General features: G+C 61.7%; 24 protein-coding genes, 2 tRNA genes and 1 riboswitch. Of the genes, 15 read left to right on the forward strand and 11 right to left on the reverse strand.

The annotated features are described in order from the left end of the window. Positions 1–39: 39 nt before the first annotated feature. Together Q0X23_RS02265 and Q0X23_RS02270 are read right to left on the reverse strand one after the other, a co-directional pair. Positions 40–957 carry an aldo/keto reductase gene (locus Q0X23_RS02265; protein ID WP_297858781.1) on the reverse strand — a complete coding sequence of 306 codons (918 nt, stop codon included), beginning with the start codon at positions 955–957 and terminating at the stop codon, positions 40–42. Between the two features lie 158 nt (positions 958–1,115). After that, on the reverse strand, positions 1,116–2,546 hold the full coding sequence (locus tag Q0X23_RS02270; protein ID WP_297858782.1) for an ATP cone domain-containing protein: 1,431 nt from the start codon (positions 2,544–2,546) through the stop codon (positions 1,116–1,118). A gap of 87 nt (positions 2,547–2,633) precedes the next feature. Between Q0X23_RS02270 and Q0X23_RS02275 the strand changes: the two genes are divergently transcribed. Beyond that, positions 2,634–2,708, forward strand: a tRNA-Cys gene (locus Q0X23_RS02275). A gap of 44 nt (positions 2,709–2,752) precedes the next feature. Continuing rightward, positions 2,753–2,829, forward strand: a tRNA-Val gene (locus Q0X23_RS02280). A gap of 27 nt (positions 2,830–2,856) precedes the next feature. Here the strand turns inward: Q0X23_RS02280 and Q0X23_RS02285 are convergent. After that, positions 2,857–3,480: a sigma factor-like helix-turn-helix DNA-binding protein gene (locus Q0X23_RS02285; RefSeq protein WP_297858783.1), complete on the reverse strand. Its 624-nt coding sequence runs from the start codon at positions 3,478–3,480 to the stop codon at positions 2,857–2,859. A 197-nt stretch (positions 3,481–3,677) separates the two neighbouring features. On the opposite strand from Q0X23_RS02285, the gene Q0X23_RS02290 reads away from it, so the two are divergent. From Q0X23_RS02290 to Q0X23_RS02345, 12 genes are all read left to right on the forward strand, one after another. Further along, entirely contained in the window at positions 3,678–4,028 is a 351-nt protein-coding gene (locus Q0X23_RS02290) for a hypothetical protein (protein ID WP_297858784.1), read from the forward strand. Positions 4,029–4,514: 486 nt separating this feature from the next. Further along, a complete protein-coding gene (locus tag Q0X23_RS02295; RefSeq protein ID WP_297858785.1) occupies positions 4,515–5,903 on the forward strand; it encodes an HD-GYP domain-containing protein in 1,389 nt (462 codons plus the stop codon). Positions 5,904–5,947: 44 nt separating this feature from the next. Next, positions 5,948–6,403, forward strand: coding sequence for a DUF5317 domain-containing protein (locus tag Q0X23_RS02300; protein ID WP_297861146.1), 456 nt, complete (start codon positions 5,948–5,950; stop codon positions 6,401–6,403). Between the two features lie 77 nt (positions 6,404–6,480). Next, positions 6,481–7,488, forward strand: a complete 1,008-nt coding sequence (locus tag Q0X23_RS02305) for an isocitrate/isopropylmalate dehydrogenase family protein (RefSeq protein ID WP_297858786.1) — start codon at positions 6,481–6,483, stop codon at positions 7,486–7,488. Between the two features lie 243 nt (positions 7,489–7,731). Continuing rightward, the gene (pilM, locus tag Q0X23_RS02310) at positions 7,732–8,868 is read left to right on the forward strand and encodes a type IV pilus assembly protein PilM (RefSeq protein ID WP_297858787.1); all 1,137 of its coding nucleotides are present in this window, start codon (positions 7,732–7,734) and stop codon (positions 8,866–8,868) included. Further along, entirely contained in the window at positions 8,861–9,526 is a 666-nt protein-coding gene (locus Q0X23_RS02315) for a flagellar protein FliT (RefSeq protein ID WP_297858788.1), read from the forward strand. The genes pilM and Q0X23_RS02315 overlap by 8 nt, the downstream gene beginning before the upstream one ends. After that, positions 9,507–10,157, forward strand: coding sequence for a type 4a pilus biogenesis protein PilO (locus tag Q0X23_RS02320; protein ID WP_297858789.1), 651 nt, complete (start codon positions 9,507–9,509; stop codon positions 10,155–10,157). Before Q0X23_RS02315 ends, Q0X23_RS02320 begins: the two co-directional genes overlap by 20 nt. Then, positions 10,154–11,242 (forward strand): hypothetical protein, encoded by a 1,089-nt coding sequence (locus tag Q0X23_RS02325; RefSeq protein WP_297858790.1) that lies wholly within the window; start codon positions 10,154–10,156, stop codon positions 11,240–11,242. The genes Q0X23_RS02320 and Q0X23_RS02325 overlap by 4 nt, the downstream gene beginning before the upstream one ends. A gap of 9 nt (positions 11,243–11,251) precedes the next feature. Then, entirely contained in the window at positions 11,252–12,784 is a 1,533-nt protein-coding gene (locus tag Q0X23_RS02330) for a secretin N-terminal domain-containing protein (RefSeq protein ID WP_297858791.1), read from the forward strand. Positions 12,785–13,173: 389 nt separating this feature from the next. Next, on the forward strand, positions 13,174–14,325 hold the full coding sequence (gene aroC / locus Q0X23_RS02335; protein WP_297858792.1) for a chorismate synthase: 1,152 nt from the start codon (positions 13,174–13,176) through the stop codon (positions 14,323–14,325). 185 nt (positions 14,326–14,510) lie between these two features. Further along, positions 14,511–15,056: a shikimate kinase gene (locus tag Q0X23_RS02340; protein ID WP_297858793.1), complete on the forward strand. Its 546-nt coding sequence runs from the start codon at positions 14,511–14,513 to the stop codon at positions 15,054–15,056. Further along, positions 15,037–16,104 (forward strand): 3-dehydroquinate synthase family protein, encoded by a 1,068-nt coding sequence (locus Q0X23_RS02345; RefSeq protein WP_297858794.1) that lies wholly within the window; start codon positions 15,037–15,039, stop codon positions 16,102–16,104. Before Q0X23_RS02340 ends, Q0X23_RS02345 begins: the two co-directional genes overlap by 20 nt. 177 nt (positions 16,105–16,281) lie before the next feature. Here Q0X23_RS02345 and Q0X23_RS02350 read toward each other — a convergent pair whose 3' ends face one another. The 5 genes from Q0X23_RS02350 to ispD all read right to left on the reverse strand — a co-directional run bounded on the left by Q0X23_RS02350 (position 16,282) and on the right by ispD (position 22,062). Further along, positions 16,282–17,565 (reverse strand): NAD(P)/FAD-dependent oxidoreductase, encoded by a 1,284-nt coding sequence (locus Q0X23_RS02350; RefSeq protein WP_297858795.1) that lies wholly within the window; start codon positions 17,563–17,565, stop codon positions 16,282–16,284. Positions 17,566–17,702: 137 nt separating this feature from the next. Continuing rightward, a complete protein-coding gene (locus Q0X23_RS02355) occupies positions 17,703–19,253 on the reverse strand; it encodes an iron ABC transporter permease (RefSeq protein WP_297858796.1) in 1,551 nt (516 codons plus the stop codon). Positions 19,254–19,369: 116 nt separating this feature from the next. After that, positions 19,370–20,425: a thiamine ABC transporter substrate binding subunit gene (locus tag Q0X23_RS02360; RefSeq protein ID WP_297858797.1), complete on the reverse strand. Its 1,056-nt coding sequence runs from the start codon at positions 20,423–20,425 to the stop codon at positions 19,370–19,372. Between the two features lie 48 nt (positions 20,426–20,473). Further along, positions 20,474–20,573, reverse strand: a riboswitch (TPP riboswitch). Between the two features lie 35 nt (positions 20,574–20,608). After that, positions 20,609–21,436 carry a 4-(cytidine 5'-diphospho)-2-C-methyl-D-erythritol kinase gene (ispE, locus tag Q0X23_RS02365; protein WP_297858798.1) on the reverse strand — a complete coding sequence of 276 codons (828 nt, stop codon included), beginning with the start codon at positions 21,434–21,436 and terminating at the stop codon, positions 20,609–20,611. Then, complete coding sequence (gene ispD / locus Q0X23_RS02370; protein ID WP_297858799.1) at positions 21,424–22,062, reverse strand: 2-C-methyl-D-erythritol 4-phosphate cytidylyltransferase; 639 nt, start codon at positions 22,060–22,062, stop codon at positions 21,424–21,426. Before ispD ends, ispE begins: the two co-directional genes overlap by 13 nt. Before the next feature lie 138 nt (positions 22,063–22,200). Between ispD and Q0X23_RS02375 the strand changes: the two genes are divergently transcribed. Continuing rightward, positions 22,201–22,977, forward strand: a complete 777-nt coding sequence (locus Q0X23_RS02375) for an undecaprenyl-diphosphate phosphatase (protein WP_297858800.1) — start codon at positions 22,201–22,203, stop codon at positions 22,975–22,977. Here the strand turns inward: Q0X23_RS02375 and Q0X23_RS02380 are convergent. The 3 genes from Q0X23_RS02380 to Q0X23_RS02390 all read right to left on the reverse strand — a co-directional run bounded on the left by Q0X23_RS02380 (position 22,974) and on the right by Q0X23_RS02390 (position 25,883). Next, positions 22,974–23,564, reverse strand: coding sequence for a UbiX family flavin prenyltransferase (locus Q0X23_RS02380; protein ID WP_297858801.1), 591 nt, complete (start codon positions 23,562–23,564; stop codon positions 22,974–22,976). The genes Q0X23_RS02375 and Q0X23_RS02380 overlap by 4 nt on opposite strands. Positions 23,565–23,706: 142 nt before the next feature. Further along, positions 23,707–25,083 carry a sodium:alanine symporter family protein gene (locus tag Q0X23_RS02385; RefSeq protein WP_297858802.1) on the reverse strand — a complete coding sequence of 459 codons (1,377 nt, stop codon included), beginning with the start codon at positions 25,081–25,083 and terminating at the stop codon, positions 23,707–23,709. 14 nt (positions 25,084–25,097) lie between these two features. Continuing rightward, on the reverse strand, positions 25,098–25,883 hold the full coding sequence (locus tag Q0X23_RS02390) for a DUF4388 domain-containing protein (RefSeq protein WP_297858803.1): 786 nt from the start codon (positions 25,881–25,883) through the stop codon (positions 25,098–25,100). Positions 25,884–25,895: the final 12 nt, after the last annotated feature.

Here is a 25,895-nt window from a genome sequence, read left to right on the forward strand (position 1 = left end):
CGTCCTACCGGCTTCTATATCAACCCGGTTTCAAATGCATTACGTGATGGCGTCCAGGCGGGTCATCTCTTCATCTGAAAGGCGAATCTGTAGGGCCCCCGCGTTGCCCTCGGCCTGCCGTGCGTTCTTGGCACCCGGAATGGGCAGGGTGCCTTTCTGGATGCACCAGCGCAGGGCCACCTGGGCTTGAGTTGCACCCATATTCTGGGCAATCTCGCCCAGGGTCTGTAGCAGCGCTGGAATTTGGGCCTTGTGGGTCACATAGCGCTGCGCCCGGTAGCGGCCTGGCGGGGGGTTCTCCAGGCTGTACTTGCCGGTGAGCCAGCCCATGGCCAGGGGGCTGTAAGCCATTAGCACAATACCCTCGGCCTGCATGGCTTGTAGCAGGCCCGAGCGTTCGGGTTTGCGTTCAAGCAGATGGTACTCGACCTGGTTGGCCGCCAGGGGAACCTTGTGTTTGGCCAGCACCTTTGCCACGCGCTCGAGCTGCGGCAGGCTATGGTTGGAAACCCCCACCGCCCGGGTCAAGCCTTGTTCATAGGCTTCGGCGAGCGAAAGTGCCCAGTCCTCGAGCGAAACTGGCTTCCAGGGCCAGTGCAGTAAATATAAGTCGAGTTGCTTCATCTGCAAGCGCTCGAGGCTTTTTTTGAGCGCCCCCAAAAGCGTTTTGCGGGAAAACCGCCAGGGGTAGGGAAATAGCTTGCTCACGATAAGGGGCTTGGCGTCGTGCGCATGATAATACTGCCCCAGAAGCCTCTCCGAGAGCCCAAAACCATAAAACTCGGCCGTGTCGAATAGCCGCACACCCCCTTGCAGGGCCGCCTGGTAAGCCGCCCGGGTATCGTCTTGCTGGTAGCCCTGGCCGTAGCCCCAGACCAGCCTGTCTCCCCACTGCCAGGTACCTATGCCCAGCGGTGGAATGGCCGGAAGCCCTTTTATCTGGATAAAGTCGCTCATCTTTTCAGCCTACCGTGCCGATTAAACCCACGTATGTGGCGTGTGGTCAAGTTTAGAGAAACCTCAAGGAGCGATTCATGGCCTGTGGCTGTCTCAAAAACCCTCGAAAAAAGACCCTCGAGCCCCAGCCATTCCTGGCCCTCCACGAGTCACACGAGCTACCCCTGTACCACGTCGAAATACGCTTCCTGCAAACGATCCACAATCACCTCGAGGCCCTTGTCAATGGCTCTGTCCAGGTTTTCGGCAGGAATCAGTGGAAGACCCGCCCCGCGGGCCAGCTCCACCAGATGCTGCTGAATCAGACGAATCTGGTCAAAATGTTGAGCATAGGCGCCGCTGGTGCGCGAACCCCTGGTTTCGCGTTCACGCAGGGCAAAACGGTCGCGGTGTAGAGATTCGTCCTCGAGCACCAGCATGATGGGAATCTGGATGACCTCACTTTGAAACTGGTGGGTCATGTAGCCCGGCACCACGTGTACACCTTCCACCACCAGCGAGGTTTTTTCCCGGGCGCTGCGCTCCTGAATGGCCTTGAGCCCTACCGCTACCCTCGAGACCTGGTCGCGGAACCCCTGCATGACCATCGCCGGGCTGGGCTCGGCGGTGTGGGGTGTGGCCAGCGCCCGCCAGGCGTCAAAGCTGCTGGTGTGCAGGGTGGGCAGTAAGTCTTTGGGGATGGTCGCCCGCAGTATTTCCCGCACCGCATCGGTGGAAATCATGCGGGTAATGCCCAGCCGGTAAGCCAGCGCCGAGGCCAGCACGCTCTTCCCCACCCCGGCCACCCCCCCAATCAAGAGGTGCACCGGCTTGACCGCCCGCCGGATACTGCGCAGCAGATGATAACGACGGGCTACCTCCTCCCCCGCTTCTTCCATAAGCTCTTCCGAGACCGCCTTGCGCAGGTAGTCGCGGGTTACCACCGCCGAACCCGCATCGCGCAAGCGCCGCTCCACATCGCGGGCCAGGCGGTAGGCCGAGTCGGGTGAAAGCCCCACCGCCATCACCGACTGGGCCAGCACCCCCTTGGAGAAAGGCACCCGGGGCTCGCCCTCGCCTTCCTCTACAAAAATCTCCCCCGCCAGCGCTTGCCGCCCCGCATAGCGGGATCGGGCCGCAGGGCCAAACAGCTCCTCTATTTCGGTGCTGATGCGCTTCTCGAGTTCGTCTGCATCAATCGAACGAACCCCACTGCGGCGCAAGCGGTTTTCCACCGCCCGGGCCAGTGCCTGCGCCTCGCGCATGGAAAACCCGGCGTCCTCCAGGCTGCGGGCCAGCACCCCTTTGGAAAAAGGCCGGCGGCGATACCCTTCCCTGACCACAATGTCCTCGAAGGCCTGGGTCTGGCCTCTAAGCCGCTCGGCCAGCTCGGGGCCAAAGTTTTTCTCCACCTCCTCAATAAGGAGTTTCTTGAGCGCCAGGGCGGTAATTTCTGGCTTCTTGCGGGTTTTGAGCTGCTCCTCAATGGTGTGGGCCACCGACAAGGCAGGCTCCATTTTCAGCCCGGCCATCATCATGGACTCTACCAGCAGACCCTTGGAAAAAGGCCAGCGGAAGCCCCCTGGCGTTTTGATGAATACTTCGCGCACGGTTCAATGGTACCCGAAAACTGTTTGACACACCCTCTGCCAAATGCTAACCTAGCGTTTGCTGAACCACTTTAGGGTGGCAAGCACGGCGCTGTAGCCAAGTGGTAAGGCAGAGGTCTGCAAAACCTCCATTCACCGGTTCGAATCCGGTCAGCGCCTCCAATGTTTCTCCAGTGAAGAAACACGGAGCAAAACCCAGCCCACGCGGGCGCGTAGCTCAGATGGCTAGAGCACTACCTTGACACGGTAGGGGTCGCTGGTTCGAGTCCAGTCGCGCCCACCAAAAAAACCCTCCTCCCGGGAGGGTTTTTTATGCATTGGCAGCGGAAGGCCCTTCCCTGCCCAAAAAACGGAAAGGGTACTCGTCGCTCACATCGGCCCGGCCTTCTTGCACCAGCTCCTGCATCAGTTTCATCAGCCGGCGGCGGGACATGGGGAAACGTGCCTCGAGCTCCTCGTAGGTGAGCGGGCTTTGGGCCAGAGTCGCCGCCACAGCAGCTTTCAACTCCATCCACTTTCCGGCCCTGGAGCCACGCTCCGAGCCCAGCAAGCGGGAGACCACCCGATCGCGCAGGGCGGTAGCTTCGGTGATGCTCAGGCCCAGCTCGGGGGCCAGATCGGCCAGCGAGTCGCCGTTGGCATAGGCCAGCACCACCTGACGCTCAGACTTGGTCAGGCGCTTAACCACCGACTCCAGCGGCATTCCCAGGCGTTGCTCGACGGCTAAGCGAAAGCGCCGACCCTGCACCTGCTCCGCAGAGCCCTCGTCCTTGAGTTTTCTCAGCGCCCGATGCTCGACCTGGCGCACCCCCTCGGGGGTCAGCTTAAGGCGTCCTCCAATAGCCCGCAGGGTCTCCCCCGAGGCCCGCGCCAGCAACACCTCGCGCTCGAGGGGGTAGAGCTTCTCGAGGTGTTCGGTCAGCGTATTTGGCAAAATGCCCTTACTCAAAAAATACTGTCCTGGTGTTTTTTTGGGCATATCTGCTAGGTACACTCCGCTATTTAGATTATAATGGTTTATGAGGGGCTACAAGCCCACTTATGCACTTTTCAGGGTGGTAATGTGGCCCAGCTAGTATCCCGCATGTGCAAAAGATCATCGTTTAAAAGGTATTACAAAGGCAGGGAGACATGAAAGAACAAGCCATTCTCATCATGACATCAGAAGGGCCCCCTGGCCCAGGGTTGCGTTCTGCTGCCCCCAGCTCGGGCTGGACCAAACTCTTCCAGGCCAGGGACTACTACCTCGACCTTAGCTACAAGCACGACGGCCAGCAGGGCCTGTTGCTGGGGCAACTCTTGTGCGAGGGTAAAGCCTCCGTTGGTGCAGCCAAGCTAACCCTGGTAGACCCCGAAGGCACCCCCCTCCAGACCGAGGAAGTTGTGCCCAACACCGGTTTTCGCCTGGTAGTAGGCGATGTGGCCGCGCACCGCCTCCTGCTCACCCTCGACCAAACCACCTTCGAAGTAGCGCTCTCCTGAAGCCCACTACCCCCCCAAAGCCGCTTCAGAGCGGCTTTTTTTATTCACGTACCCACCACGGCTGGCCTTCTGGCTCGTAACGCTGGCGCCCATTTTTTGGTGAAAAAATCACAGGCGGGTTCCCCAGGAGCCCCTAGGCTAAAAGCGTCCTACTTCGGTAGGCACTACAAAATTGGTGCAATTGTAATCTTGATACATTCTAAATCAAGTGCAGATATTCCTGTATCCCTTGACGGAACAGGAGACCCTGTCGTATTGTCTTCTACAAGGTTGGAAGCAAACACATAAAAGCGCTTCCAAACCGTCTAGGAGGAGGAAAGTATGAAAAAGATCGCCTTCAAAATCATGACCCTGGTTGCCGCCCTCGTTGCCCTGGCCGTAGCCGCCGGCGCTGGCACTCAGTGGGAGTAATTCACGTAACGCTTGTGCGGGTGCGGGTGTTCATACCGCACCCGCTATTTTTGCACTCGCCCTTACACTTGAGCCGTGAAGGTGCGGCTCGCGCTTCCCCCTCCCCGCGTTCTGCTCTTCCTCCTAGGCCTGCTGCTGGCCTTTGGGGGGCTTGTTTTTCTCCTGTCCAGGCTAGCCGGCACTACCTCTGCCGTTAGCATCCTCGACCTTGCTTTTTGGAGTGGCCTGGTCTGGCTGGCCAGGCGGGTTGCGGTTCGCTTACCCTTCAATGCCTCCATGTCCCACGCTTTCGTGGTAGACATTGCCCTAGTAACTTTTTTCCCCCCCTGGCTGGCTCCGGTTTTGGTGTTTACTTTGAGCTTCAACAAAAACTTTGGCCGACCCGGATACCCCTGGTACAAGGATCTATTCAACCGCACCCAGTCGGGCCTGGCCACCGGCCTGGCTGCCGGGGCCTGGTGGTTGGTGCAGCAGACCGACCTTAGTCCCGAGCTGCGCCCGATAACGGGCGTTCTGGCCGCCTCGGTGGTGTATTTCCTGATTAATGTGAGCACCGTTACCTATGTGATCCATCTCGCAAGCGGGGCTAGCCTTCGCAAAATCTGGTTCGAGAACTACAGCTGGCTATGGGTTAGCTACCTGGTGCAGGCCCCGGTGGGGTTGCTGCTGGCCAAGGCTTACCAGACTCCGCTGGTTGGGGGGTGGGGTGGGTTTACGGTGCTTTTCATGATGCTGTTGCTCTATTTCTCCCGCTACTACTGGGACGAAAAGGTGAAGCTGGAGGAGTCCTTCGACGAGACCATCGAGCTGCTGGTATCCACCATTGATGCCAAAGACCCCTTCACCCGGCTACACTCCGAGCGGGTTGCGGCCATTGCGGCCAGCATTGCGCAGCGGATGGGCTTCGATGAGCAAGACGTAAAGCGCATTACCTACGCGGCGCGCATTCACGATATCGGCAAGGTGGCCATCCCGGACTCGGTTTTGCTCAAGCCCGGCAAACTCAGCGAGGACGAGTTTACACTCATTAAAAGCCATGCAAGCAAGGGATTAGAGGTGCTCCAGCCCATGCGTCAGCGTTTGTCCAAAGACGTACAGGGGGTCATTATGCACCACCACGAGCGCTGGGACGGCAGCGGCTACCCTAGCAAGCTTATAGGAGAGGCCATTCCACTGTGGGCCCGGATTGTTTCGCTGGCCGACGCCTACGAGGCCATGACCGCAGGCCGGGCGTATAGTCCGGCCAAAGCCCCCCAAGAAGCGCTTAACGAGGTTATCATGCATGCAGGGCGGCAGTTCGACCCACAGGTGGTAAAACTCTTCGAGGCGTTGTGGCTCGAAGACCCCATCTGGAAAGACCGGGAGGAGTTTTTACGACGCTATACCTCGCCAGCGCACTTGTCGGGATTATCCTCGCCCTCGCGTTCAGGGCCAGTCTCCGAGACCTTGCCCACCTCGAGCTAAGGGCCGCCTGGGCTTTCATAGCGGCGGCACTGCTGGAAGGCGGGCTGGCCTTTGCTACCTCGCGCGGCCTTGTTGCCCCCGAGGTTGCCGGGCCCGTTGCCAAAACCCTGGTGGTAGGGCTGGTGGGGTATGGGCTGTGGGCCAATACCCACCTGCGCGGGTTGTGGTTTGTGGGGCTGGGCCTCTTTTGCAACGCACTGGTGATTTTTGCCAACAAGGGTCACATGCCGGTGAGCGCCGAGGCGCTATACAAGGTGGGCATGGAGGCCTATATTCCTAAACTCCAGCAGCAGTACGACGCCGTTCACACCCTTCTGAGCGAGTCTTCCAGGCTTTGGTTCCTAGCCGATGTGATTCCGGTGCGTATTCTGGGTTATACCAACGTGATTAGCCTGGGAGATGTGTACTTGATGGTAGGAATTGCCCTCACCATTCTGGATGGCGCGTTGGAGGCTAAGCGTAAGGCACAAGAGCCCCTCGAGATAGATCTAAGATTCTAAGGGAGTCGTTTCCTGTGGAAACCTGTGCTCTGGCCTGAGGGTGTCTTGAAGTTCGTTAGAATGTCGTGGGTGATACTGTGAGCAAAAGCTACAAGATTTGTCTGATTGAAGGCGATGGTATCGGTCACGAAGTGATTCCTGCCGCCCGGCTGGTACTGGAGGCCACTGGCCTCAGGCTCGAGTTCGTGGAGGCCCAGGCGGGCTGGGAGACCTTTGAACGAATAGGCATCTCGGTGCCCGAGGAAACCCTCGAGGCTGTCACCCATACCGACGCCACCCTGTTTGGCGCCGCCACCAGCCCCACCCAGAAGGTGCCGGGTTTTTTTGGGGCCATCCGCTATATGCGGCGCAAACTGGATCTCTTTGCCAACGTGCGCCCGGCCAAACACCACCCCGTTCCGGGCTCGAGGCCCGGGGTAGACCTGGTGGTGGTGCGCGAGAACACCGAAGGGCTGTATGTGGAACAGGAGCGCAGCTACCTCGATGGCGAGATCGCCATTGCCGATACAGTGATCACCCGTAAAGCCAGCGCGCGTATCGGCGAGTACGCCGCCCGGCTGGCCATGAGCCGCCCGCGCAAGCAGCTCCATGTGGCCCACAAGGCCAACGTGCTGCCCATGACCCAGGGCCTATTCATGAACACCGTGCAGGCCGAAGCAGCCCGTTTTCCCGAGGTCAAGACCCAGGACATCATCATTGACAACTGCGCCATGCAGCTGGTGCGCAACCCCGAGCGCTTCGATGTGATCGTGACCACCAACCTGTTTGGCGACATCATCTCCGACCTGACCGCGGGGCTGGTGGGTGGGCTGGGCATTGCGGCCAGCGGCAACATCGGCACCCAGCACGCGGTTTTCGAGCCGGTGCACGGCAGCGCACCCGACATCGCGGGGCGGGGTATTGCCAACCCGGCGGCCACCATCCTGTCGGCGGTGATGATGCTGGATCACCTGGGCGAGCACGCAACCGCGCGCCGGGTAGAAGCAGCGGTGGACAAGGTACTTGCAGAGGGCCCCCGTACCCCCGACCTGGGTGGCAACGCCACCACCCTCCAGTTTGCCGAGGCAGTGGCCAGGGCTTTATGAGAAGCCCGGAGCCGTCCCATTCCACTTGAATTACTGGCTCCCGAGCACAAAAAAAGCTTTACTGGCCAGTTCTGGATTCCACCGCCTACCGTCGGGCCGGTTGATTTTGGTTAAGAAACGATGTTCAAATGCACCGCCGCAAGGTTAAGACCTGAGCTAAAGTGGTCAGTATGGGCCCTGCTACGCAGATTTACCGTGCTATACTGACACATAGTTTGAGATTTATGTGGGAAAGGGGGCAGCGTGCGTGATTTTTTTGGCGGGTTGCTGAGACCCAGGGTCGAGGCACTTGGCCTCGAGATTGGATCGGCCAACATAAAGATGGTCGAGCTGTCCGGAACTCCCCCCAGCCTGAAGAACTTGAGCATCAGGCCCACCCCGCTGGGGGTTATTCAGGAGGGTTCGATCATCGAGCCGGGTGCGCTGGCCGATGCCATCAAAGAGATGCTGGCCGAGATGCGTACCCGCAAGCGCTACGTGGTCACGGCTGCCAGCAACCTGGCCGTCATTACCCGTACCTTGCAGGTACCCAAGATGCCCCTCAAGCAGATGGAAGAGGCAGTGCGCTGGGAGGCCGAGCGTTACATCCCCTTCCCGATTGACGAGGTCGTCCTGGATTATGCACCCCTGGATCCCCTCGAGGCCATCCCGGAAGGCGAGCAGATGGACGTGGTGGTGGGGGCAGCCCGGCAAGAGACTGTGGCCAGCCTGGTCGAGGCCCTCAAGGCAGCCGGTCTGGAACCCCTGATCATTGACGTGAAGCCCTTCGCCGGGCTGCGCACCTTGAGCGGGCGGCTGGTCGCTACCGACCGAGAGCCCATCACCCTGTTTCTCGAGATTGGCGCCGAGTCCTCGGCTCTGGTGCTTACCCGGGGTGAGCGGCTGCTCCTCAACCGCGTCATCAACCTGTCGGGCAAGGACTTCACCGCCGCCATCTCCAAGGCTTTCAACCTCGATGCAGTCGCCGCTGAGGATGCCAAGAAAAACTACGGTCTGGCCACCATCCCCACCGAGGATGAAGACCTGCTCCTGGACTTCGACGCCGAGCGCGAGCGCTTCAACCCGGCCCGCATGTACGACGCCATTCGGCCGGTGCTGGTCGAGCTCACTACCGAGCTGCGCCGAAGCCTGGAGTTCTTCCGGGTGCAAGTAGGCGACCTGGGGGTAGACCAGGGCTTTGTGGCCGGGGGGGGCAGCAAGCTGCGCAGCCTGGTACCCCTGCTGGCCGATACGCTGGGCATTCCACTGGAAATCGCCGACCCCTGGCAAGGCATCCAGATTGATAAGAGCCGCTTCGACCTGGAATACCTGCGCAGTCTGTCGCCGGAGTTCACGGTTCCGGTGGGGCTGGCCCTACGGGGGGTGAACCCGCTTGATTAAACTCAACCTCCTCCCTAAAAACCTGCGCCGCCGGGTCGAGCCCGGCTGGTGGCGGCTCGCCGCTGCTGCGGTGGTGCTGGCCGTGCTGGGGACGGTCGCCTTTCTCCACCTGTCCACCCTCTCGCGGGTACAGGCCCTGGAGAACCAGCGCGACCAGCTTCAGGTAGAAGTAGATGTGCTGCGGCCTTTTATCGCCGAACAAAACCGCCTGAACCAGCAACAGCGCGAGCTTGAGCAGTTGCTTTCGGTACGCAACCAGTTGCGCGAACGCTTCGTGCCCTGGTCGGACAACCTGGCCCAGGTTATCAACCAAATACCACGGGAGGGCCGCCGCTTTGGAGTAGCCCTGCGCAGCATTGGCACCAAAGCCCTCACCCCACAAGAGACCCAGAACAACGTGCAAAACGGGGTCTACGATGGCAAACCGGTTAATGTGGAGTTCAACCTCCAGGGCGAGGCCATCGGCCAGAATGCGCTGATTCGTTTCGTAGAGGCTTTCGAGACCTCGCCGCGCTTTGGCATCAACTTCCAGAACGCCAGCCTCGACCAACAAAGGCAGCTCTACACCTTTGGAGCGACCGTGGGTCTGGTCGGCCAAGCCCCGGCAACCGCCAGCAACACGACAGGAGGTGAAGGCAGTGGTAGCCCTTCTCGCTAGAATGGGCCAGCGTGAGTGGGCCATTGTCGCCATGGTGGCGGCCGTGTTGCTGGGCCTGATGTGGTACTTCCTGATAACCCAGCCCCTGCAGGGCCGCATCCCAGAGATTCAGGCCGAAGTCGATCGCCTGACCACCGAACGGGATCGGGGTCGCGCAGCCCAACGGGCGCTGCCTCAGTTGCGTGAAACCATCGCCCGCTTGGATGCCGAACGCCAGCAGTTCCTGCGCGAGTTGCCGCCCACCGAGCAGCTAGGCCGGGTGCTGAGTTCCCTGGCCCAGACCGCCCGCGAGAGCGGGGTGGTCTTGCGCACCCTCAGCCGCGGGGCAGGCGACAACCAGGGCGTAGCCAACGTGCGGGCCACCAACCTGGCCATGCAGGTCGAGTCTCCCTTCCCCGAGTTATATGTGTTCTTGCGCAACCTCGAGGGCTTCCAGCGCTTCGCTACGGTCTCGGGGCTCAACCTGACCCTCGGGGGGAGTGCTACCGCTACGGTAGGCCAGGCCACCAACCCCACCATCAACACCAGCCTGACCATGACCGTCTACACCTACACCGGACAGGCCCAGCCGGCCCAGGGTGGACAACCCCCACAGCCGGGTCAGCCTGGCCAGCCCGGAGGTCAGCCATGAACTTCCTCCAGCGCATGCCCCAATCGGCCAAGGTGGCTCTGGTGGCAGCCCTGTTGGTGGGGGCCGTGGCGACCTGGTATCTGGGCTTCTTCCGGCCCAGCCAGACTGCGCAGCAGCCCACCACCCCGACCCCCACACCTGCGCCGGTGGAGCCAGGCACGGCCACCAACCCCGCTACACCTCCTACCACCACCGCCCGGCCCCTCGAGGTGCTTCCCTTGCCCTTCCTGGTCACGGAAGCTGCCCGGCCCACCGAGCCAGCAGATCGGGGCGAAATTCCTGCCAGCGCGGCTTTGACCCGGCCTCGGGTAACGGTGCCGCCCAACCCCTTTGTACCCCTGGTCATCGAAACCACGCCGCCTGCCGTGGCCCAGCCCACCGGGCCGGCCCCGGCTATCGTCAGCCGGCCAACCCCCACCCCTCCGGTGGTTTCGCAACCCATCCCGAGCCAGATGGCCCGGGTGCAGGTGCGCCAGCCCGCCACCCCGTTGCCGCGCCCCAGCCTGCCGGGCACCCGGCCCACACCTGGGGTCACGACCTCTCCCACCAGCACCGCAACCCCTCCCACCCCCCCCTCCGGTCAGGCTCGCCTGGCCCAGGGGACTTCCCGTGCTAGCTTGCCTGGCTTGGTTAGCCTGGGTTCGGGTTCGCTGCCCATCCGGCTGGCCCCCCTGGACCGTGAACTGACCACCGTCCTGAGCGAAACCCCCAAGGAAGCAGCAGCCCTGGATATCGAACCTGGGACGGCCACTGCCACCGGCAGTGGCAGCCTGGATTTCGCGCGGGCCGAGATTGACGCCCGGCTGACCCAGGTGCTCGAGCCCCGCAGCAGCCTGGCCAGGGGCCAGGAAGCTGTACAGGAGAGCAACCTGGCCCGTTTCGTGCGCGAGCAAAACCTGAAGCTCTCGGGCGTAGTACTGGGGCCAACCAGCGTGGCCATTTTCCAGAGCAAAGATGGCTTTACGGTGCTGCCCGTGGGCCGTACCCTTCCCGGAAGCGATGTGCTGCTCAGAAGCCTGAGCGCCAAAGAAGCCCTCTTGGTACAAGGTTCGGAAACCCTGAACCTGACGATGGATAACCCCTAGGCGGTGAATATGAAGCGTTTTCTTGCCCTTTTGGTGGTGTTGAGTCTGGCGCTGGCCCAGGGTACTTTGCCCCGGGATGCGCGCTTCGACCAACCCGTAAGCAACATTGGCACCAACCTTCCCTTGCCCACCTTGCTCGACGCCCTGGCCCGCAGTGTGGGGCTCTCCCCCATCCTGCGCGATGTGCCTAACGTCAACGTCACGGCAGATATCGACAAAAAGCCCTTCCGTCAGGTCTGGGAACTGCTAATCAACACCTACGGGGACGGACGTATCACCTACGCCCTCCTGGACAACAACGTCATCGTGGTAGGGCCGAAGGAAGTAGTGGATCGGGCCCGTGGTCAAACCACCCAGCCTACCCCACAACCCAGCGAGCCGGTTGCGCGCGAGTTCTATCAGGTGCGCTCGGGCGACCCGGCTGCGCTGGCCAACTTTGTGCAACAAGAGGTCCCGGGCGTTACGGTACGCGCCGTACCCGGCCAAAATGTCCTCTCCATCAGCGGCCCCGCCCGCCAGGTGACCGAGGCCCTCAACTTCCTGCAGCGCATAGATGTGCCCAGGGCCACCGTGGCCGCCGCGCCGGTAGTACAAAAATCCTTCGCTCTATCCCATGCGCGCGCCAGTGAGCTAGCGGATGTACTGAGCAAGGCCATTGCCGCCCAGGCCCAAGGCCAGGCCGCGCCCGCGCAAGGGCAGGCCCAGGCCGCAGCCCCTGCCGCACCCCAGGTCACGGTGGTAGCCGAACCCCGCACCAACACAATCATCGTGACCGGCTCGGCCGAGCAGATTGCCCTGGCCGAGCGCCTGATTCCCACCCTGGACCGCCCTGTTCAGCAAGTCCAGTTGCAAATTCGAGTACAGGCAGTCTCGGGCGAGGTCATCCGCAACCTCGGCATCAAATGGGAGACCGTCTCGGGGGGCAACCTGATTGCCAGCTTCCTCTCCACGGGCCTCAACCTGATTTTTGATGCCACCCGCAGCCTGGCCTCGCTTAACATCCGGGCGGTGCTGGATGCCCTGGAGAAGCAGCAGCTTTCCCGCCGCTTGAGCGATGCCAATGTGCTGGTAGAAGACAACTACGGGGCCGATACCTCCGACCTGCGGGCCACTGGGGCACGGGGCGCGGAGATTAAGGTAGGCGGCCGTCTTCTGATTCCCATTAAGATTAGTGACCAGGTTTCGGTACGCGAGTTCGACTATGGGCTGCTGGTGCGGGTGCGTCCGCAAATCTCGGCCGATGGGAATATCTTGCTCGAGGTCTACACCCAGACCGGCGGCGACCCTGCCGATGGCCCCGCAGGCAGCATCCGTATCCCTCAACAATCCACCCTCTCCAAGCTCCGCATCCGCGACGGCCAGACGGTGGTGTTGGGTGGCCTGATTCAAAAGGTTACCGACACCTCCGAGAGCAAGGTTCCTCTGTTGGGCGACATTCCCCTGTTGGGCGAGCTTTTCAAACAGCGCACCTCCTCCATTAAGGACGATGAACTGATCGTGATTATTACCGGCAACATCGTCAAGGACGCTGCCCAACGCTAAAGCATCGCTCCGCCTTACAAGCCGGGTTTTTTGTCCCGGCTTTTTTGTTTGATTTGAACCCCGTGCCGGTATGATGGCAGATTCGGTTAGTTCGTCACCGAATGGAGACGCTTTCTTCGCCGACCGACAGGGAGGGGTGTGCTCTAGCATTCAAAAAGACAACCTATGGGTTTTTGGTTTTGTGAACTGTCTTTTTGAATCTGGTATGAGTTCTGGTTGCTCGAGCTACCCCGGCCCCCAAAAAACGCCCTTCACAGACGTGGCCGCCCATCCTGGGCCACAGTTCTCTTCAGAACCTCTATCTCTACAAACCCAGCCACCGACCATTGACCATAGACCCTGGACGCTCTTACTTTGGACATCACGGCTGGTTGTGCTAGATTCTGTTCATGCGTTTTCTAACTGCTGGAGAATCCCACGGGCCGCAGCTTACTGGTATCGTGGAGGGCCTGCCCAGCCAGCTACCCCTGACGGTAGAAGACATCAACCCCTGGCTCAAGAAACGCCAGGGGGGGTATGGGCGTGGGCGACGGATGGTGATCGAGACCGACACGGTAGAGTTCATGAGCGGGGTGCGGGCCGGACGTACCACCGGCGCCCCGGTGACGCTGGTAATCAAGAACGCCGACTACCGCAACTGGCTCGAGATTATGGATCCAGCCCCCGGCAACGAGCCACGCAAGAAAGCCCTCACCGCTGCCAGGCCCGGCCACGCCGACCTGGCGGGCGGGGTTAAGTACGGACACAAAGATTTGCGCGATGTGCTCGAGCGGGCCTCGGCCCGCGAGACCGCCATGCGCGTTGCGGTGGGAGCGATTGCCCACAAGCTGCTCTCGTTTTTTGGGGTAGAGAGTGCCTCTTTTGTAGATGGCATGGCCGGGGTCTGGAGTGAAGTACCGTTCGACTGGAGTCTGAAGGAACGCATCGAGGAAAGCCCGGTACGAATGACCGATCCCCAGGCCGAAGCCGAGGTTATCCGCCGGGTGGACGAGGCCAAGGCCGGGGGCGACACCCTCGGGGGTATTATCGAGGTCCGCTTTAAGGGGCTGGTCATGGGGCTGGGTTCCCAGATGCACTGGGAACGCAAGCTCGACGGGCGCATCGCCCAGATGGTCATGAGCATCCCGGCCATTAAGGGGGTAGAAATCGGCACCGGCTTTGGCAACGCCATGAAACTGGGTTCACAAGTCCACGACCCCATCTACTGGGAAGATAGCCGAGGCTACTACCGCCAGAGCAACCGCGCCGGCGGCACCGAAGCCGGCATGACCACCGGAGAGGAACTGGTCGTGCGGGCCGCCCTCAAACCTATCGCCACGCTGATGAAGCCGCTGCCCACGGTGGACGTGGTTACCCACCAGCCCGCCGACGCGGCCCGCGAGCGCTCCGACGTGACCGCCGTACCCGCAGCCAGCGTGATTCTAGAAGCGCTGGTGGGCATCGTGCTGGCCCAGGCCTACCTGGAAAAGTTTGGTGGCGACACCCTGGACGAGCTGGTTGAGCGGGTCGAACGATACAAAGAGCGGGTGCTGGCGTACTAGCTTCCGCTTGAGTGCTCGCAATTCCCCAGAAATCGGGGAAGCATAAAAGGAAATATTGGTGAAAAACAGCAAAAAACAGCAACACAAGGGGGGCGCTGGCTTTGGACTGAACCCTTCGTCTGCGCCCATCTGCATTGCACATCTTCTCCCACCAACCCCCAACCCCCGGCCTCCAACCCCCTTTTATGATTGAGATTGAGCGCCCCGTGACCTGGGTAGCCCTCACGGGTTTTATGGGGGTGGGCAAGAGCCGCATCGGGCGGGAACTGGCTCGCGAACTCATGCTGCACTTTATCGACCTGGATCGGTATATCGAGCGTGAGATGGGCCTCTCAGTTGCCGACATTTTCCGCCACCTCGGCGAGCCCACCTTTCGCCAACTCGAGGCCGAGGCCGTAAATGAACTTACCCAAAAAGATTTTCTGGTACTCTCACTGGGAGGGGGCACCTTCGTGAACGCAGAAAACCGCCAGCGGCTGTTGCGACGGGGGCCGGTGGTGGCACTGTGGGCCAGCCCGGAGACCATCCTCGAGCGGGTCAGCCGCCGCCCCGGACAGCGCCCGATGCTCGAGAACCCCGATCCCCTCGAGCGCATCCAGAGGCTCCTGGCCGAACGAGAGTCTATCTACCGCCAGGCCACCCTACATGTCTCTACCGATGGTCGACGGATTCCCGACGTAGTAGACGAGATTATTGACCGACTGTGGGATTATGCGGAAGCTGAAGATTAAACACCCCATCCCCTACCCGATCCATATCGGGTTCGACCTCGAGGTACCCCAGGCCGAAGGCCCCCGGGCCATGATTTTCGACCTGGCCGTACAGGACTACGCCAAGAAGCTGGCCGCCCGGCTGGATATTTCAGCGGGCCTGGGCCTGCCGGGCGGCGAGGGCGTGAAGAGCCTGGCCGCCTACGGCAAAGCCCTATCCTGGCTGGCGCAGCAGGCCCTTCCCCGCGACACCACCCTCTATATTGTGGGCGGCGGCTCCCTCACCGACCTGGGAGGGTTTATTGCGGCCACTTACCTGCGGGGCGTGAGTTATATCAGCCTGCCCACCACCACCCTGGCCATGGTAGATGCCTCGCTGGGCAACAAAACCGGCATCAACCTGCCGGAGGGTAAAAACCTGGTGGGGGCCTTCCATGCCCCCGAGGGCGTCTATGCCGATCTCGAGACCCTTCAAACCCTTCCCCTCCCCACCTTCAAGCAGGGGCTGGTCGAAGCCTTCAAGCACGGCCTCATCGCCGGGGACGAACTGCTGGTGAATGTGGAACCGCTCTCGCTGGATTGGGAAGGTTTCGAGAACTACCTGGCCCGCGCCATCGCGGTCAAGTTGCAGATTGTGGAGGCCGACCCCACCGAGCAAAACGAGCGCCGCAAGCTAAACCTGGGGCACACCCTGGCCCATGCCCTCGAGGGCGCCACCTTTGGCACCATGCCCCACGGGGTCGCGGTGGCCTACGGCCTGCTCTTTGCGGCCCTGCTGGGCCGTGCCCACGGCGGCAACGACCTGGTGCCCACCGTACTCAAGCTGTTGCAGTGGCTCTCCCCGCCCCCGCCCCCCCGCTTTAGCTGGGACGACCTGACTCCCTTCCTCAGCCGGGACAAGAAAAAGGTGGGCAAGGCCCTCAACTGGGTGGTACCCAAGGACATGGGCTGGCTCGAGATTCACCCGGTACTGCAAGAGGTACTGCTGGGCTGCTACGAAGAGTTCCTCAGTCTGGTGTCTACCCTGCAAAGCAGCCCCATCCCAAAAAGCCAGACCGAGCAGGTCTGATACCGGATTCAAAAAGATAATCATCCAAACCAAAGATCCCCCAGAGGTTGTCTTTTTGAATCCAGAAGCCCACCCTTCCAAGGGGCGGTATCGCTCTCTGCTACGCGGATCACTCCGGTCGGGTTGGTTCGTTAGCGTTCGGTAGCGAATCTGAATCTGGTACGAGTTTTGCGAAACCTACGCCTTCGCTGGCTCCTGGGCGGGTTCGTTCAACACCGGGAAGCTATGGCGGTTGTGCATAATGCGCACGGCAAAGTCGTAGGTGAAGTAGCTGTAGGCCCAGTTGGACAGCACCATCATGCGGTTGCGAAAGCCAATCAGGTAATAAAGGTGTACCGCCAGCCAGGCCCCCCAGGCCGGAAAACCGTGCATTTTCAGGTGGCCAATCTCGGCGATGGCATGGCTGCGCCCCAGGGTTGCCATGCTGCCCTTGTCTTTGTATCGGAAGACCTGTTTCTCTTGCCCGCGCAGCTCCCGCAGGATGTTTTGGGCTGCCAGCACCCCTTGCTGCATGGCAGTGGGGGCTACCTGGGGATGAGGCCGGCCGTCTTTGTGCTCCAAAAAGTTCATGTCACCCGCCACATAGACGGAGGGGTGCTCGGGCACGTACAGCTCGGGGGTGGTTGCCACCCGGTTGCCCCGGGTAATGGGCAGCCCCGGCAGAGCCTGTCCGGTTACCCCTGCGCTCCAGACCACGGTAAAGCTTGGGATGGTAGAGCCGCTTTGCAGACGAACGGCATCCGGGGTCACTTCGGTCACCCGCTCGCCAAACCGCAGCTCCACCCCCAGCTTTTCCAGGAAACGCTGCGCATACTGTGCCGATGAAGGCGCAAAAGCATCCAACAGGCGGGTGCTGTTTTCAATCAGGATGACCCGGATTTCGGAGAGATCGAGGTCGGGGTAGTCGCGGGCAATTACATGTCGGCGCACCTCACCCAGCGCCCCGGCCAGCTCCACCCCGGTCGGCCCACCGCCTACCACCACAAAGGTCAGCAGGGCCTTGCGCCTCTCGGGGTCGGAGGTACGCACTGCCTCTTCGCAGGCCGAGAGAATCCGGTCGCGGATTTTCATGGCATCCTCGAGGTCTTTGAGGCCATAGCCGTACCTGGCGACGCCCGGTAAGCCAAAGTCGTTGGTGCGGGTGCCGGTACCGACCATCAGATAGTCGTAGGGCACCGGACGACCCTCCACCCACAAGACCCGTGCTTTGGGGTCTACCCCCTCGGCTGTGCCCAGCAGGAAGCGGGCGTTTTTGTGTTTGCGCAGGAAAGCCCGTACCGGAAAGGCAATCTGGGGGGCCTCGAGGCCCGCCGTGGCCACCTGGTACAACAGCGGCTGAAACAGGTGGTAGTTGTTGCGGTCTACCAGCGTGACCTGCACCCCCGGTTCACGGGAAAGCACACGCACCGCGTGCAAACCAGCAAAACCAGCTCCCAGCACCACCACGTGTTTACCACTCATCTGGATCCTCCTCGGGACACCCTCCTGGGCTTAGCCAGGGACTTTTGTCCCTTTAGACGGATTGTACTTCTTTTCACAAGACACCAGGAAAGCTTCCTTACATTTTGCGGCCCTGCACTTGTGCCCAGGCTGCCCGTCTAGCGCTGCTGAAAACTCCGCTCGATCAGGGTCAATAAGAGCATGCACAAACCCATCAACACCACCGCCAAGACCACGGCTTCATAAAAAGGCAACGCGCCTGGTCTGCCCAGCCGCTCGTAGATGGCCAGAGAAAGGGTGGCCCATTCGGGGCGTTGCAGGGTCAGGGTGGCGCCAAACTCGCCCATAATCGCGGCCAGAGCCAGCGCCGCCCCGGAAAGCGCCGATTTCTGCACCAGGGGCCACTCTACCCGTACAAAGCGACGCCAGGGGCCCGCGCCCAGCACCCGAGCTGCCTCCACAACCCCTTTGGGCATGGCCCGCAAAGCGGGCAGCAAGGCCCGCCCCAACAAGGGGTAGCTGAGCAGCGCATAGGCTGCAATCAGAACCAGGAGCGAACCGCGCAACCCCGGATAGGCCAGCAGGTAGCCCAGTCCGATGGCTACCGGCGAGACCATCAGCGGCAGCAGACCCAGCCCATCCAGTAAGCGGTGTCCGCGCCAGACCGCGTAGGCATACAGGACACCCAGGGGCAGCACCAGCAGAAGGGCCAGGCCAGCAAAACCCAGGGTGTTGAGCAGGGCCAGCATGCCAGGGGTAAAGTCGGGGTTGTGCCACACGCTCACCCAGGCTTGGGGTCGCTCGAGGGCCCGCAGCAGCAAGCTCCAGAGGGGGCTATAAAGCACCAGAAAGAACCCCCAAACCAGGAGCGCAAGACCTATGGCTTTGCGGGGTGCCAGCGGCAAGGGGGTGCCATAGCCGCCAATGCCCAGTACCAGCCGTTCTTGCAGGCGCAGATAGACCGTCAAGACCAGAAGGGTCACGGCCAGTTGCATCAGCACCAGGGCCGTGGCCTCGGGGAAGGCCAGCCGCTGGGCCAGGGCGTAATAGGTTTCGACCTCGAGCGTCGCCCAGCGGGGCCCGCCCAGCAAGAGCGGCACTCCAAAACTGGTAAAGCTGTACAGGAACACCAGGCTGCCTCCCGAAAAAAGGGCAGGCCCCAGCAGTGGGATACCTACCCGCCAGTAGGCCCGCAGTGGGGTAGCGCCCAGGGTGCGGGCAGCGGCCAGGGGGGTTTGCAGAGCCGGCAGCAAAGCCACCAGGGGCCGCAGCACCAGGCCCAGGTTATAGAGCATACTGGCCCAGAACAGCACCCAGGCGGTGCCGTATAGGTTGAGACCCAGCATTCCCTTCGGCCCCACCAGGCTCAGGAAGCCCATCGCCACGACCAGGGTAGGCAGCACAAACGGCACGATGGAAAAACCCAGCAGAAACTCCCGCCCAGGGAAGCGATAGCGAAAGGCATAGGCCAGTGGCAGGGCCAGCCCGATGCACAAGAGCGACGAGCCCAGCCCGTAGGCCAGGCTCCATACCAGCCGCGAAGCGTAGTAGGGGTTGGCCAAAGCTACCTGCAACCCCTCCCCCAAGCCGAGCGCCATTATGCGCCCCAGGGGGTAAACCAGGGCCAGGGCCAGGAAAACCAGCACCGGCAGGCCCAGCCACCCGTGCAGGTTGGCGTGGGGCCTCGAGGTTCCCTTGGGGGTCTGCATACTTGAAAGCAAATGCCGATGGCCGATAGCTCATAGCCAGGGGGACACTTCGATTGGCCCCAGGGCTAACGTTATCCCACCAACGGGGCCCCTAGCGTGAAGAGCCTGTGCCCAATTTACCGCCGCGCCCTGACCGCATCGGCGCTCTGGCCTTGTACCACCACCTGCGTCCACTCCCGAATCCAGCGCTCACGGTTCTGGGCGATCTGCTGGGGCGAAAGGCGGGCCGGCTCAGAAGGCACCTCGGCGAAGCGGAACACCTCGGGCAAGCGGGCCTCGCGCCGGGCCGGGTAGACCCACATCTGGGTGGGGATGTTCTCCTGGGCTGGCTTGGAAACCAGCCAGTCCACAAAGCGCTGGGCCGCCCCCAGGTTGCGCGTACCCTTCAGGATACCCACATACTCCACCTGGAAAAACGAGCTCTTGGGCAAAAACAGGTTGGCGGTAGGGGGCTCAGCAGGTTTGGGTTTGGCCTCGCTGTAGTAAAGCTCAGCCGCCGGGCTGGTACTGTAGGAGACCACCAGGGGTCGATCGCCCCCGGCGCGGGTAAAGTGGGTGTAGTAGGCATCGCTCCAGCCGCTCACCACGCGCACGCCGTTCTTGCGCAGGTCTTCCCAAAAGCCCAGGTAGCGGTCTTCGCCAAAAGCCGCTACCGTGGCTAGCAAAAAGGCCAGCCCTGGGGAGCTGCTAGCGGGGTTCTGCACCACCAGCAGGCGGGCAAACTCGGGCGAGGCCAGGTCGGCAAAGCGCGCTGGCAGGGGCTTGTCTTTGAAGTAATCGCGGTCGTAGTTGAGGGCCACGTAGCCAAAGTCCACCGGGGTGGCCCGGAAGGTCTGGTCGAGCAGGAGTTCGGGGCGCAGGGCCGGTAGTTCGGGGGAGCGGTAGGGTTGGAGGATGTCGGCCTGCAGGGCGCGGGAGAGCAGGGTGTTGTCGAAGCCGTAAATTACGTCCGCGATGGGCGCCCCCTTGCTCAGAATGGCCTTGTTGAGCATCTCCCCGGCATCGCCCCCCTTGAGAAAGCGCAGGCGAATCCCCGACTGGCGCTCGAACTGGGCCAGGAGGGCCTTGTCCAGGTTGAAGCTGTCGTGGGTCAGGACGGTCAGGGTGGGGGCCTGGGCTGCCGTAATCTGCAATCCCAGCAGCAAAACACTTATCCACAGCTTTATCCACATAAAAATCCCCTCCTATCACCGGGAGGGGAACGAACCTGAGCGGCGGGTGGTTAGCCCCTGTCACGCTTCCTACGTCGGTGTTAGCCGATTCAGGTTCCAAGGGTATTTCTCAGCCTGCACAGTTGTGCAAGCACCCCCGGTGACAAATCTGATGATATTATCAAATTCTTCTACTGCAAAGCCTCAGCTCACGGTTTGCGTAGCCACCACCCAGAAGCGGGGGTACCTGGTTCGCAGTTTTTGGGCCACAAACCGGGCTTCCTCGGCATCCTGGGCGAAGCCAAAAAGGCTCGAGCCCGACCCGGACATCAAGACCCCACGCAGCCCGGTTCGGCGCAGCTCGAGCTTGAGCTCCTGCAGATAAGGCACCAGCCGGAAAACCGGCTGCTCGAGGGTGTTCCAGTACGGGGGCTCCTCGCCTGCGCGTATGGCGTGCAGGATGCCCGGCAGGTCTAGCTCGGGCTGCCACTCCTCGGGGCGAAGCTCCCGGTAGGCTTCGGCTGCCGAGACCGCAATGCCCGGATTGAGCAGTACCAGGTGGACCTCGAGCGGTTCCAGCGGTCTCAGTCGCTCACCCACCCCGCGCGCTTCAGCCAACCCGGCCTCGAGAAAAAACGGCACGTCGGCCCCCAGCTTCAGAGCCAGGGCAGGCAGGTTGGCAGGGGCTGGATAAAGTTTCGAGAGCGCCCGCAGTGCCGCCGCCGCATCCGAAGAGCCCCCACCCAGCCCGGCGGCTAAGGGGAGGTGCTTCTCCAGCACCACCTTCACCCCGCCCGGCCAGCCCACGGCGTTAAGATAGGCCACCACGGCCTTGTAGACCAGGTTATCGGGGTTGGCCGGCAGGTTAGAGCCCCGCACTTCCAGCTCCACCCCCTCGGGAATGGCCTCCAAAAAAAGCCGGTCGGCCACCCGCAATGCAGCAAACACGGTGTGGAGCTCGTGGTAGCCATCGGCCCGCCGGCCCAACACCGAGAGGCCCAGGTTGACCTTGGCCGGGGCTAGGAGTTCCATACCCGCGCCAGTCCTTCCGCCAGAAGCAGATCCTCGGGGTAGGTGATTTTGAACATCCGACGGTCGCCCTCCACCAGCGCTACGGGGTGGCCTTGCCAGCGCACCAACTGGGCATCGTCGGTGAACTCGAGGCCCTCCACCCGGGCTTTCAAATGGGCTTGCAGCAACACCTCGCGCCGAAAACCCTGGGGGGTCTGTACCAGCCGGTGGTGCTCGCGGGGGATGACTGCTCCGTACCGGCCCGACTGCTCCTTCACCAGGGTATCGGGCACCGGAACCGCCAGGGTAGCTGCACCCGATGCCCGCACCTCACCCAGCAGGCGTTCAACTGCCGCGCGCACCACAAAAGGGCGGGCCACATCATGCACCAACACAATTTCGCCCGCAGCCACCTGCACCAGATTGCACACGCTTTGCTGGCGGGTTGCTCCTCCCGGCACGGTCAGAACAGATAGGCCCGTGTCCTCAAACCCCTTCGGCAGAGCCACAATGATCTCATCGGCCCAGGCAAAACCCTCCAGTACCCACTCCAAAAGGGTCTTTTCGCCCACCTTCAAAAACGCTTTAGGCCCCCGCCCGATTCGCTCGCCCGAACCGGCGGCAGGCAGCAAGACCGAAACCTTCACGCCTGGAATCGTACCGTAAAAAGCAGGGAGACGGGCGACCCGACAGCGAAGGCTTGTTGCTCCCGTCAATGTTGGCAGCTCGGTCTTGAATGCCCAAATCCCCATCTGGCCTTCATCTTGCGTGGTATTCTCTGGGGCGTGACGTTTTTTGAGGCATTCATTCTGGGGATGTTGGAGGGCCTGACCGAGTTTTTGCCCATCTCCTCCACCGGCCACCTGACCCTGGCGGCTCACCTCATGGGCCTGGACATCGAGAACAACCCTTTTATCAAAAGCTTTGTGATTGTGATTCAGCTTGGGGCCATCCTGGCTGTGCTGGCGCTGTACTTCAAGCGCTTCTTGCGGGATATGGAGGTGTGGAAGCGCATAATCGTAGCCTTCATTCCTACCGGCATCCTGGGGTTTTTGCTGGCCGATGTGATTGAAAATGTATTCCTGGGCAACGACCTGATTGTGGTGGTGAACCTGATTGGGGTGGGTGTTCTTTTACTCTTTGTGGATCGCTGGCTGCAGCACCACAAGCGCTACGACGATGTGAACCAGATGCCCGTGCCTCAGGCGGTGTTGATTGGCCTGTTTCAAGCCGTAGCCATGATGCCAGGAGTCTCGCGCAGTGGGGCCACCATTGTGGGGGGCATGGCCCTGGGGCTCTCGCGCAAGGCAGCCGCCGAGTTTTCCTTCATTCTGGCCGTGCCCACCATGCTCTCGGCCACCGGATTTTCCCTGTTGCGCAACCTGAACGAATTCAGGGCGGACAGTTGGGGTCTACTGGCCGTGGGTTTCATCACTGCTTTTGTGGCGGCCCTGCTTACGGTGCGCTGGTTGCTGGGCTTTGTGAGCCGCAATAGCTTTGTGCCCTTTGCCGTGTATCGCATTGTGATTGGCGTGGTGTACGCGGTGTTCTTTTTGCGCTAGTCGAGCTCGAGCTCGGCCATCTCCTTCCAGCGCGGCGCCCGGGGATAATCCAGCCCAAACAAGTCCAGGATGCGCTGGGTGATGAAGGCCAGCAAGTCGTCTATTTGCCGGGGCTTGTGGTAAAAGCCCGGTGCGGCTGGCAGAATAATGGCTCCGGCCTGGGCGGCCTTGACCATGGCCTCGAGGCTGGGCAAAGGCAGGGGCGCCTCGCGCGGCACCAGCACCAGGGGGCGGCGTTCCTTCAGGGTAACGTAGGCCGCACGGGTCAGCAGGTTGTCGGCCAGGCCATAGGCCACCTTAGAAAGGGTGGTCGCGCTACAGGGCACAATCACCATGCCCACAGTGCGAAAACTGCCCGAGGCCACCGCCGCGCCCAGGTCGCTGCTGCGGTGTACCACGTGGGCCAGGGCTTCCACCGCCTCCACGCTTTGCTCGGCTTCCTCCACCAGCACCCGCTTGGCCCCCTGGGTCATCACCAGGTGGGTCTCGAGGCCCTGAATACGGCGCAGGGTTTGCAACAGGTCGAGGGCATAGGGCATCCCGGAAGCCCCCGAAAGCCCCACCACCAGACGCTTGGGTACGCTCATGGGCCAAGTGTACTGGCTGGCAAGGCTTGCAAATGCAGCACGGGCCGCAGGTGCATGCAGGCCCATGTGAGACTTTTACTCTCGCCATCTACTTTGTTTTGGTTTTAGTATTGGGCCTTCAGGCGCGGGATTCCGACCCTTCTCAATCTTCTTCGGGTGGCTGCCAGGGCATCCCGCTAAAGAACTCCCGCACCAGCCGACCCACCAGCCCCCCCAAAGCCAAGAGGGCAACCAGGTTGGGAATGGCCATCAGGCCGTTCAGGGTGTCGGCCACACTAGTCAGGGCCGCCAGACCCCCCAGCGGCCCCACAAAAGCAAAGGCCACAAAGGTCAGGCGGTAGGGCCAGCGGATGCCCTCGCCAAACAGGTAGGCCGCCCCTTCCTCGCCGTAGAAGCCCCAGGAAACCATGGTTCCCAGGGCAAAAATGGCCAACATCAACCCCAGCACCGCCACTCCCAGCGGATGCTCGGCAAACAAGAAGCGGGCAGCCTCCACCCGGTCACCCCCCAAAAAGCGCTGCCAGAGGCCACTGGCAATAAAGGTCAGGGCCATCAGGGTGGTTACCCCCAGGCTCACGAGCATCTCGGTCAGGCCCCAGAAGCCCTGCCGCACCGGATGGTCGACCTGGGCCTGGGCGTGGGCGATGGCTGCCGAGCCCAGCCCCGCTTCGTTGGCAAAAATGCCCCGCCCAACACCTGCTTTGAGAATTTCTGCCAGGCCCAGCGAGACGGCAGCTCCGGCGGCGCCCCCAGCAGCAGCCTGAAAGCTAAAAGCCGAGGAGACAATCAGGGCCAGCGCACCAGGAATATCCCCAAGGTGGATCAAAAGCAGGGGCAGAATCCCCGCCAGGAACAGGAGCAGCTTGAGCGGTACCATCACCTGGGCAAAGCGGGCAATCAAGCGAATGCCTCCGGCCAGCAGCACCCCTACCAGCAGTGCTACCAGCAAGCCGGTGATGGCCGGGGGCACATTAAACTCCTGTGCGAAGGCAGCACCCACCGCACCTGCTTGCGAAAGATTGCCAATACCAAAAGCAGCTATGGCTGTAAATAAGGCAAATAGCCCAGCCAACCAGGCAAACCGCCTGCCCAGGCCATAGCGAATGTAGAGCATGGGCCCCCCCATGACCGAACCATCGGTAAACTGGCGGCGGAAATGGATCGCCAGCACCGCCTCGGCGAACTTGGTGGCCATGCCCACCAGATAGGCCACCCACATCCACAGCACCGCCCCAGGCCCGCCCATCAGCACGGCACCCACCATGCCGATGAGGTGGCCGGTTCCGATGGTGGCCGACATAGCGACCATAGCGGCCTGAAAGGGCGTGATCTGGCCCCCGAAGCGCTGGAAGCGCTCGCGGATGGCCCCAAACGTCTCGCGCAGGGCGATACCCAGCCGGCTGAACTGGGGAAAGCCGGTGCGAAAAGAGAGATAAAAGCCCACCAGGATAAAGATGAGCATCATCCATTCGCCGTAAACGGCCCGGTTGACGAAATCGTTTAAGTAAAGGATATCCATAGCTCACCCTTGTTCTACCCAACCTCCGGCCAGGCTTCCACCAGCATTCCCCGGCCCAGACGCAGCTGACGCAAGTCACGCTCAAAAAGCCCCAGCCGGCCCTGCATGTTGATGCGAGGCTCGGCGCGCAGGGTGGTCTCCTGGCTTTTGGTACGCAGCCGCACCCGGAACGGGCCTCCCAGCAAACCTTGCCACTGCGCATATAGATTTTCGTCTATCACCGCTACCCCCTGCCCTCCGCCGTATAAAGAGAGTACTACCAGGGGTTCGGGTCTAATTTCCAGGTGCAACCGGGCCTCGAGCAGACCCTGCCGCAAGAGTTTGCTGAGTACCTGGGCAGTCTCGAGGGGCGAAAGACGCGGGTTCATAAGGGTTTTTGCAATACTCTGCCCCTGTGCGTAGGTGAGCACGGCCAGCTCCAACGGGCTTAGCTTGGTCTTCGCCGGGACCCCCTTTCCCTTCAGTATCAGGCCCCAGTTCTCGGGCAGGCTGATTTCCTTCCAGGCTTCAAACTGGTGCAGGATGAGCTGGTGGGTCTCGAGGCTGGGCTCAATGCTGCGTTCGTGGGTTTGCCTTTCGGACTCAAAGCGAAATGGCGCCGAGTGAACGCCGGCCAGGAGCTCGAGGGCCTCCAAACCCCGCAGCGAACCTGCTTCAGCATGTACCGGATGCCCTCCAGACAAGTAGATACACCCTGAGAAGTTGGGGTGCTCAATGAACAAAGCCCCGCCCCTGGCCGCTCCCATCAGGGTCTCCAGGAGGCGCAAAAGGGGAAACTCCGCCAGGTTGCCGCTCAACACGTTCTCACCTCC

The organism is Meiothermus sp., assembly GCF_026004115.1.
Lineage (GTDB): Bacteria > Deinococcota > Deinococci > Deinococcales > Thermaceae > Meiothermus.

Excerpts from the sequence above, each read along its gene's own strand:
- Q0X23_RS02265 (WP_297858781.1), bottom strand. The coding sequence starts at position 957 with ATGAGCGACTTTATCCAGATAAAAGGGCTTCCGGCCATTCCACCGCTG.
- Q0X23_RS02290 (WP_297858784.1), top strand. The coding sequence starts at position 3,678 with ATGAAAGAACAAGCCATTCTCATCATGACATCAGAAGGGCCCCCTGGC.
- Q0X23_RS02325 (WP_297858790.1), top strand. The coding sequence starts at position 10,154 with ATGAACTTCCTCCAGCGCATGCCCCAATCGGCCAAGGTGGCTCTGGTG.
- Q0X23_RS02330 (WP_297858791.1), top strand. The coding sequence starts at position 11,252 with ATGAAGCGTTTTCTTGCCCTTTTGGTGGTGTTGAGTCTGGCGCTGGCC.
- aroC (WP_297858792.1), top strand. The coding sequence starts at position 13,174 with ATGCGTTTTCTAACTGCTGGAGAATCCCACGGGCCGCAGCTTACTGGT.
- Q0X23_RS02340 (WP_297858793.1), top strand. The coding sequence starts at position 14,511 with ATGATTGAGATTGAGCGCCCCGTGACCTGGGTAGCCCTCACGGGTTTT.
- Q0X23_RS02345 (WP_297858794.1), top strand. The coding sequence starts at position 15,037 with ATGCGGAAGCTGAAGATTAAACACCCCATCCCCTACCCGATCCATATC.
- Q0X23_RS02350 (WP_297858795.1), bottom strand. The coding sequence starts at position 17,565 with ATGAGTGGTAAACACGTGGTGGTGCTGGGAGCTGGTTTTGCTGGTTTG.
- Q0X23_RS02355 (WP_297858796.1), bottom strand. The coding sequence starts at position 19,253 with ATGCAGACCCCCAAGGGAACCTCGAGGCCCCACGCCAACCTGCACGGG.
- Q0X23_RS02360 (WP_297858797.1), bottom strand. The coding sequence starts at position 20,425 with ATGTGGATAAAGCTGTGGATAAGTGTTTTGCTGCTGGGATTGCAGATT.
- ispE (WP_297858798.1), bottom strand. The coding sequence starts at position 21,436 with ATGGAACTCCTAGCCCCGGCCAAGGTCAACCTGGGCCTCTCGGTGTTG.
- Q0X23_RS02380 (WP_297858801.1), bottom strand. The coding sequence starts at position 23,564 with ATGAGCGTACCCAAGCGTCTGGTGGTGGGGCTTTCGGGGGCTTCCGGG.
- Q0X23_RS02385 (WP_297858802.1), bottom strand. The coding sequence starts at position 25,083 with ATGGATATCCTTTACTTAAACGATTTCGTCAACCGGGCCGTTTACGGC.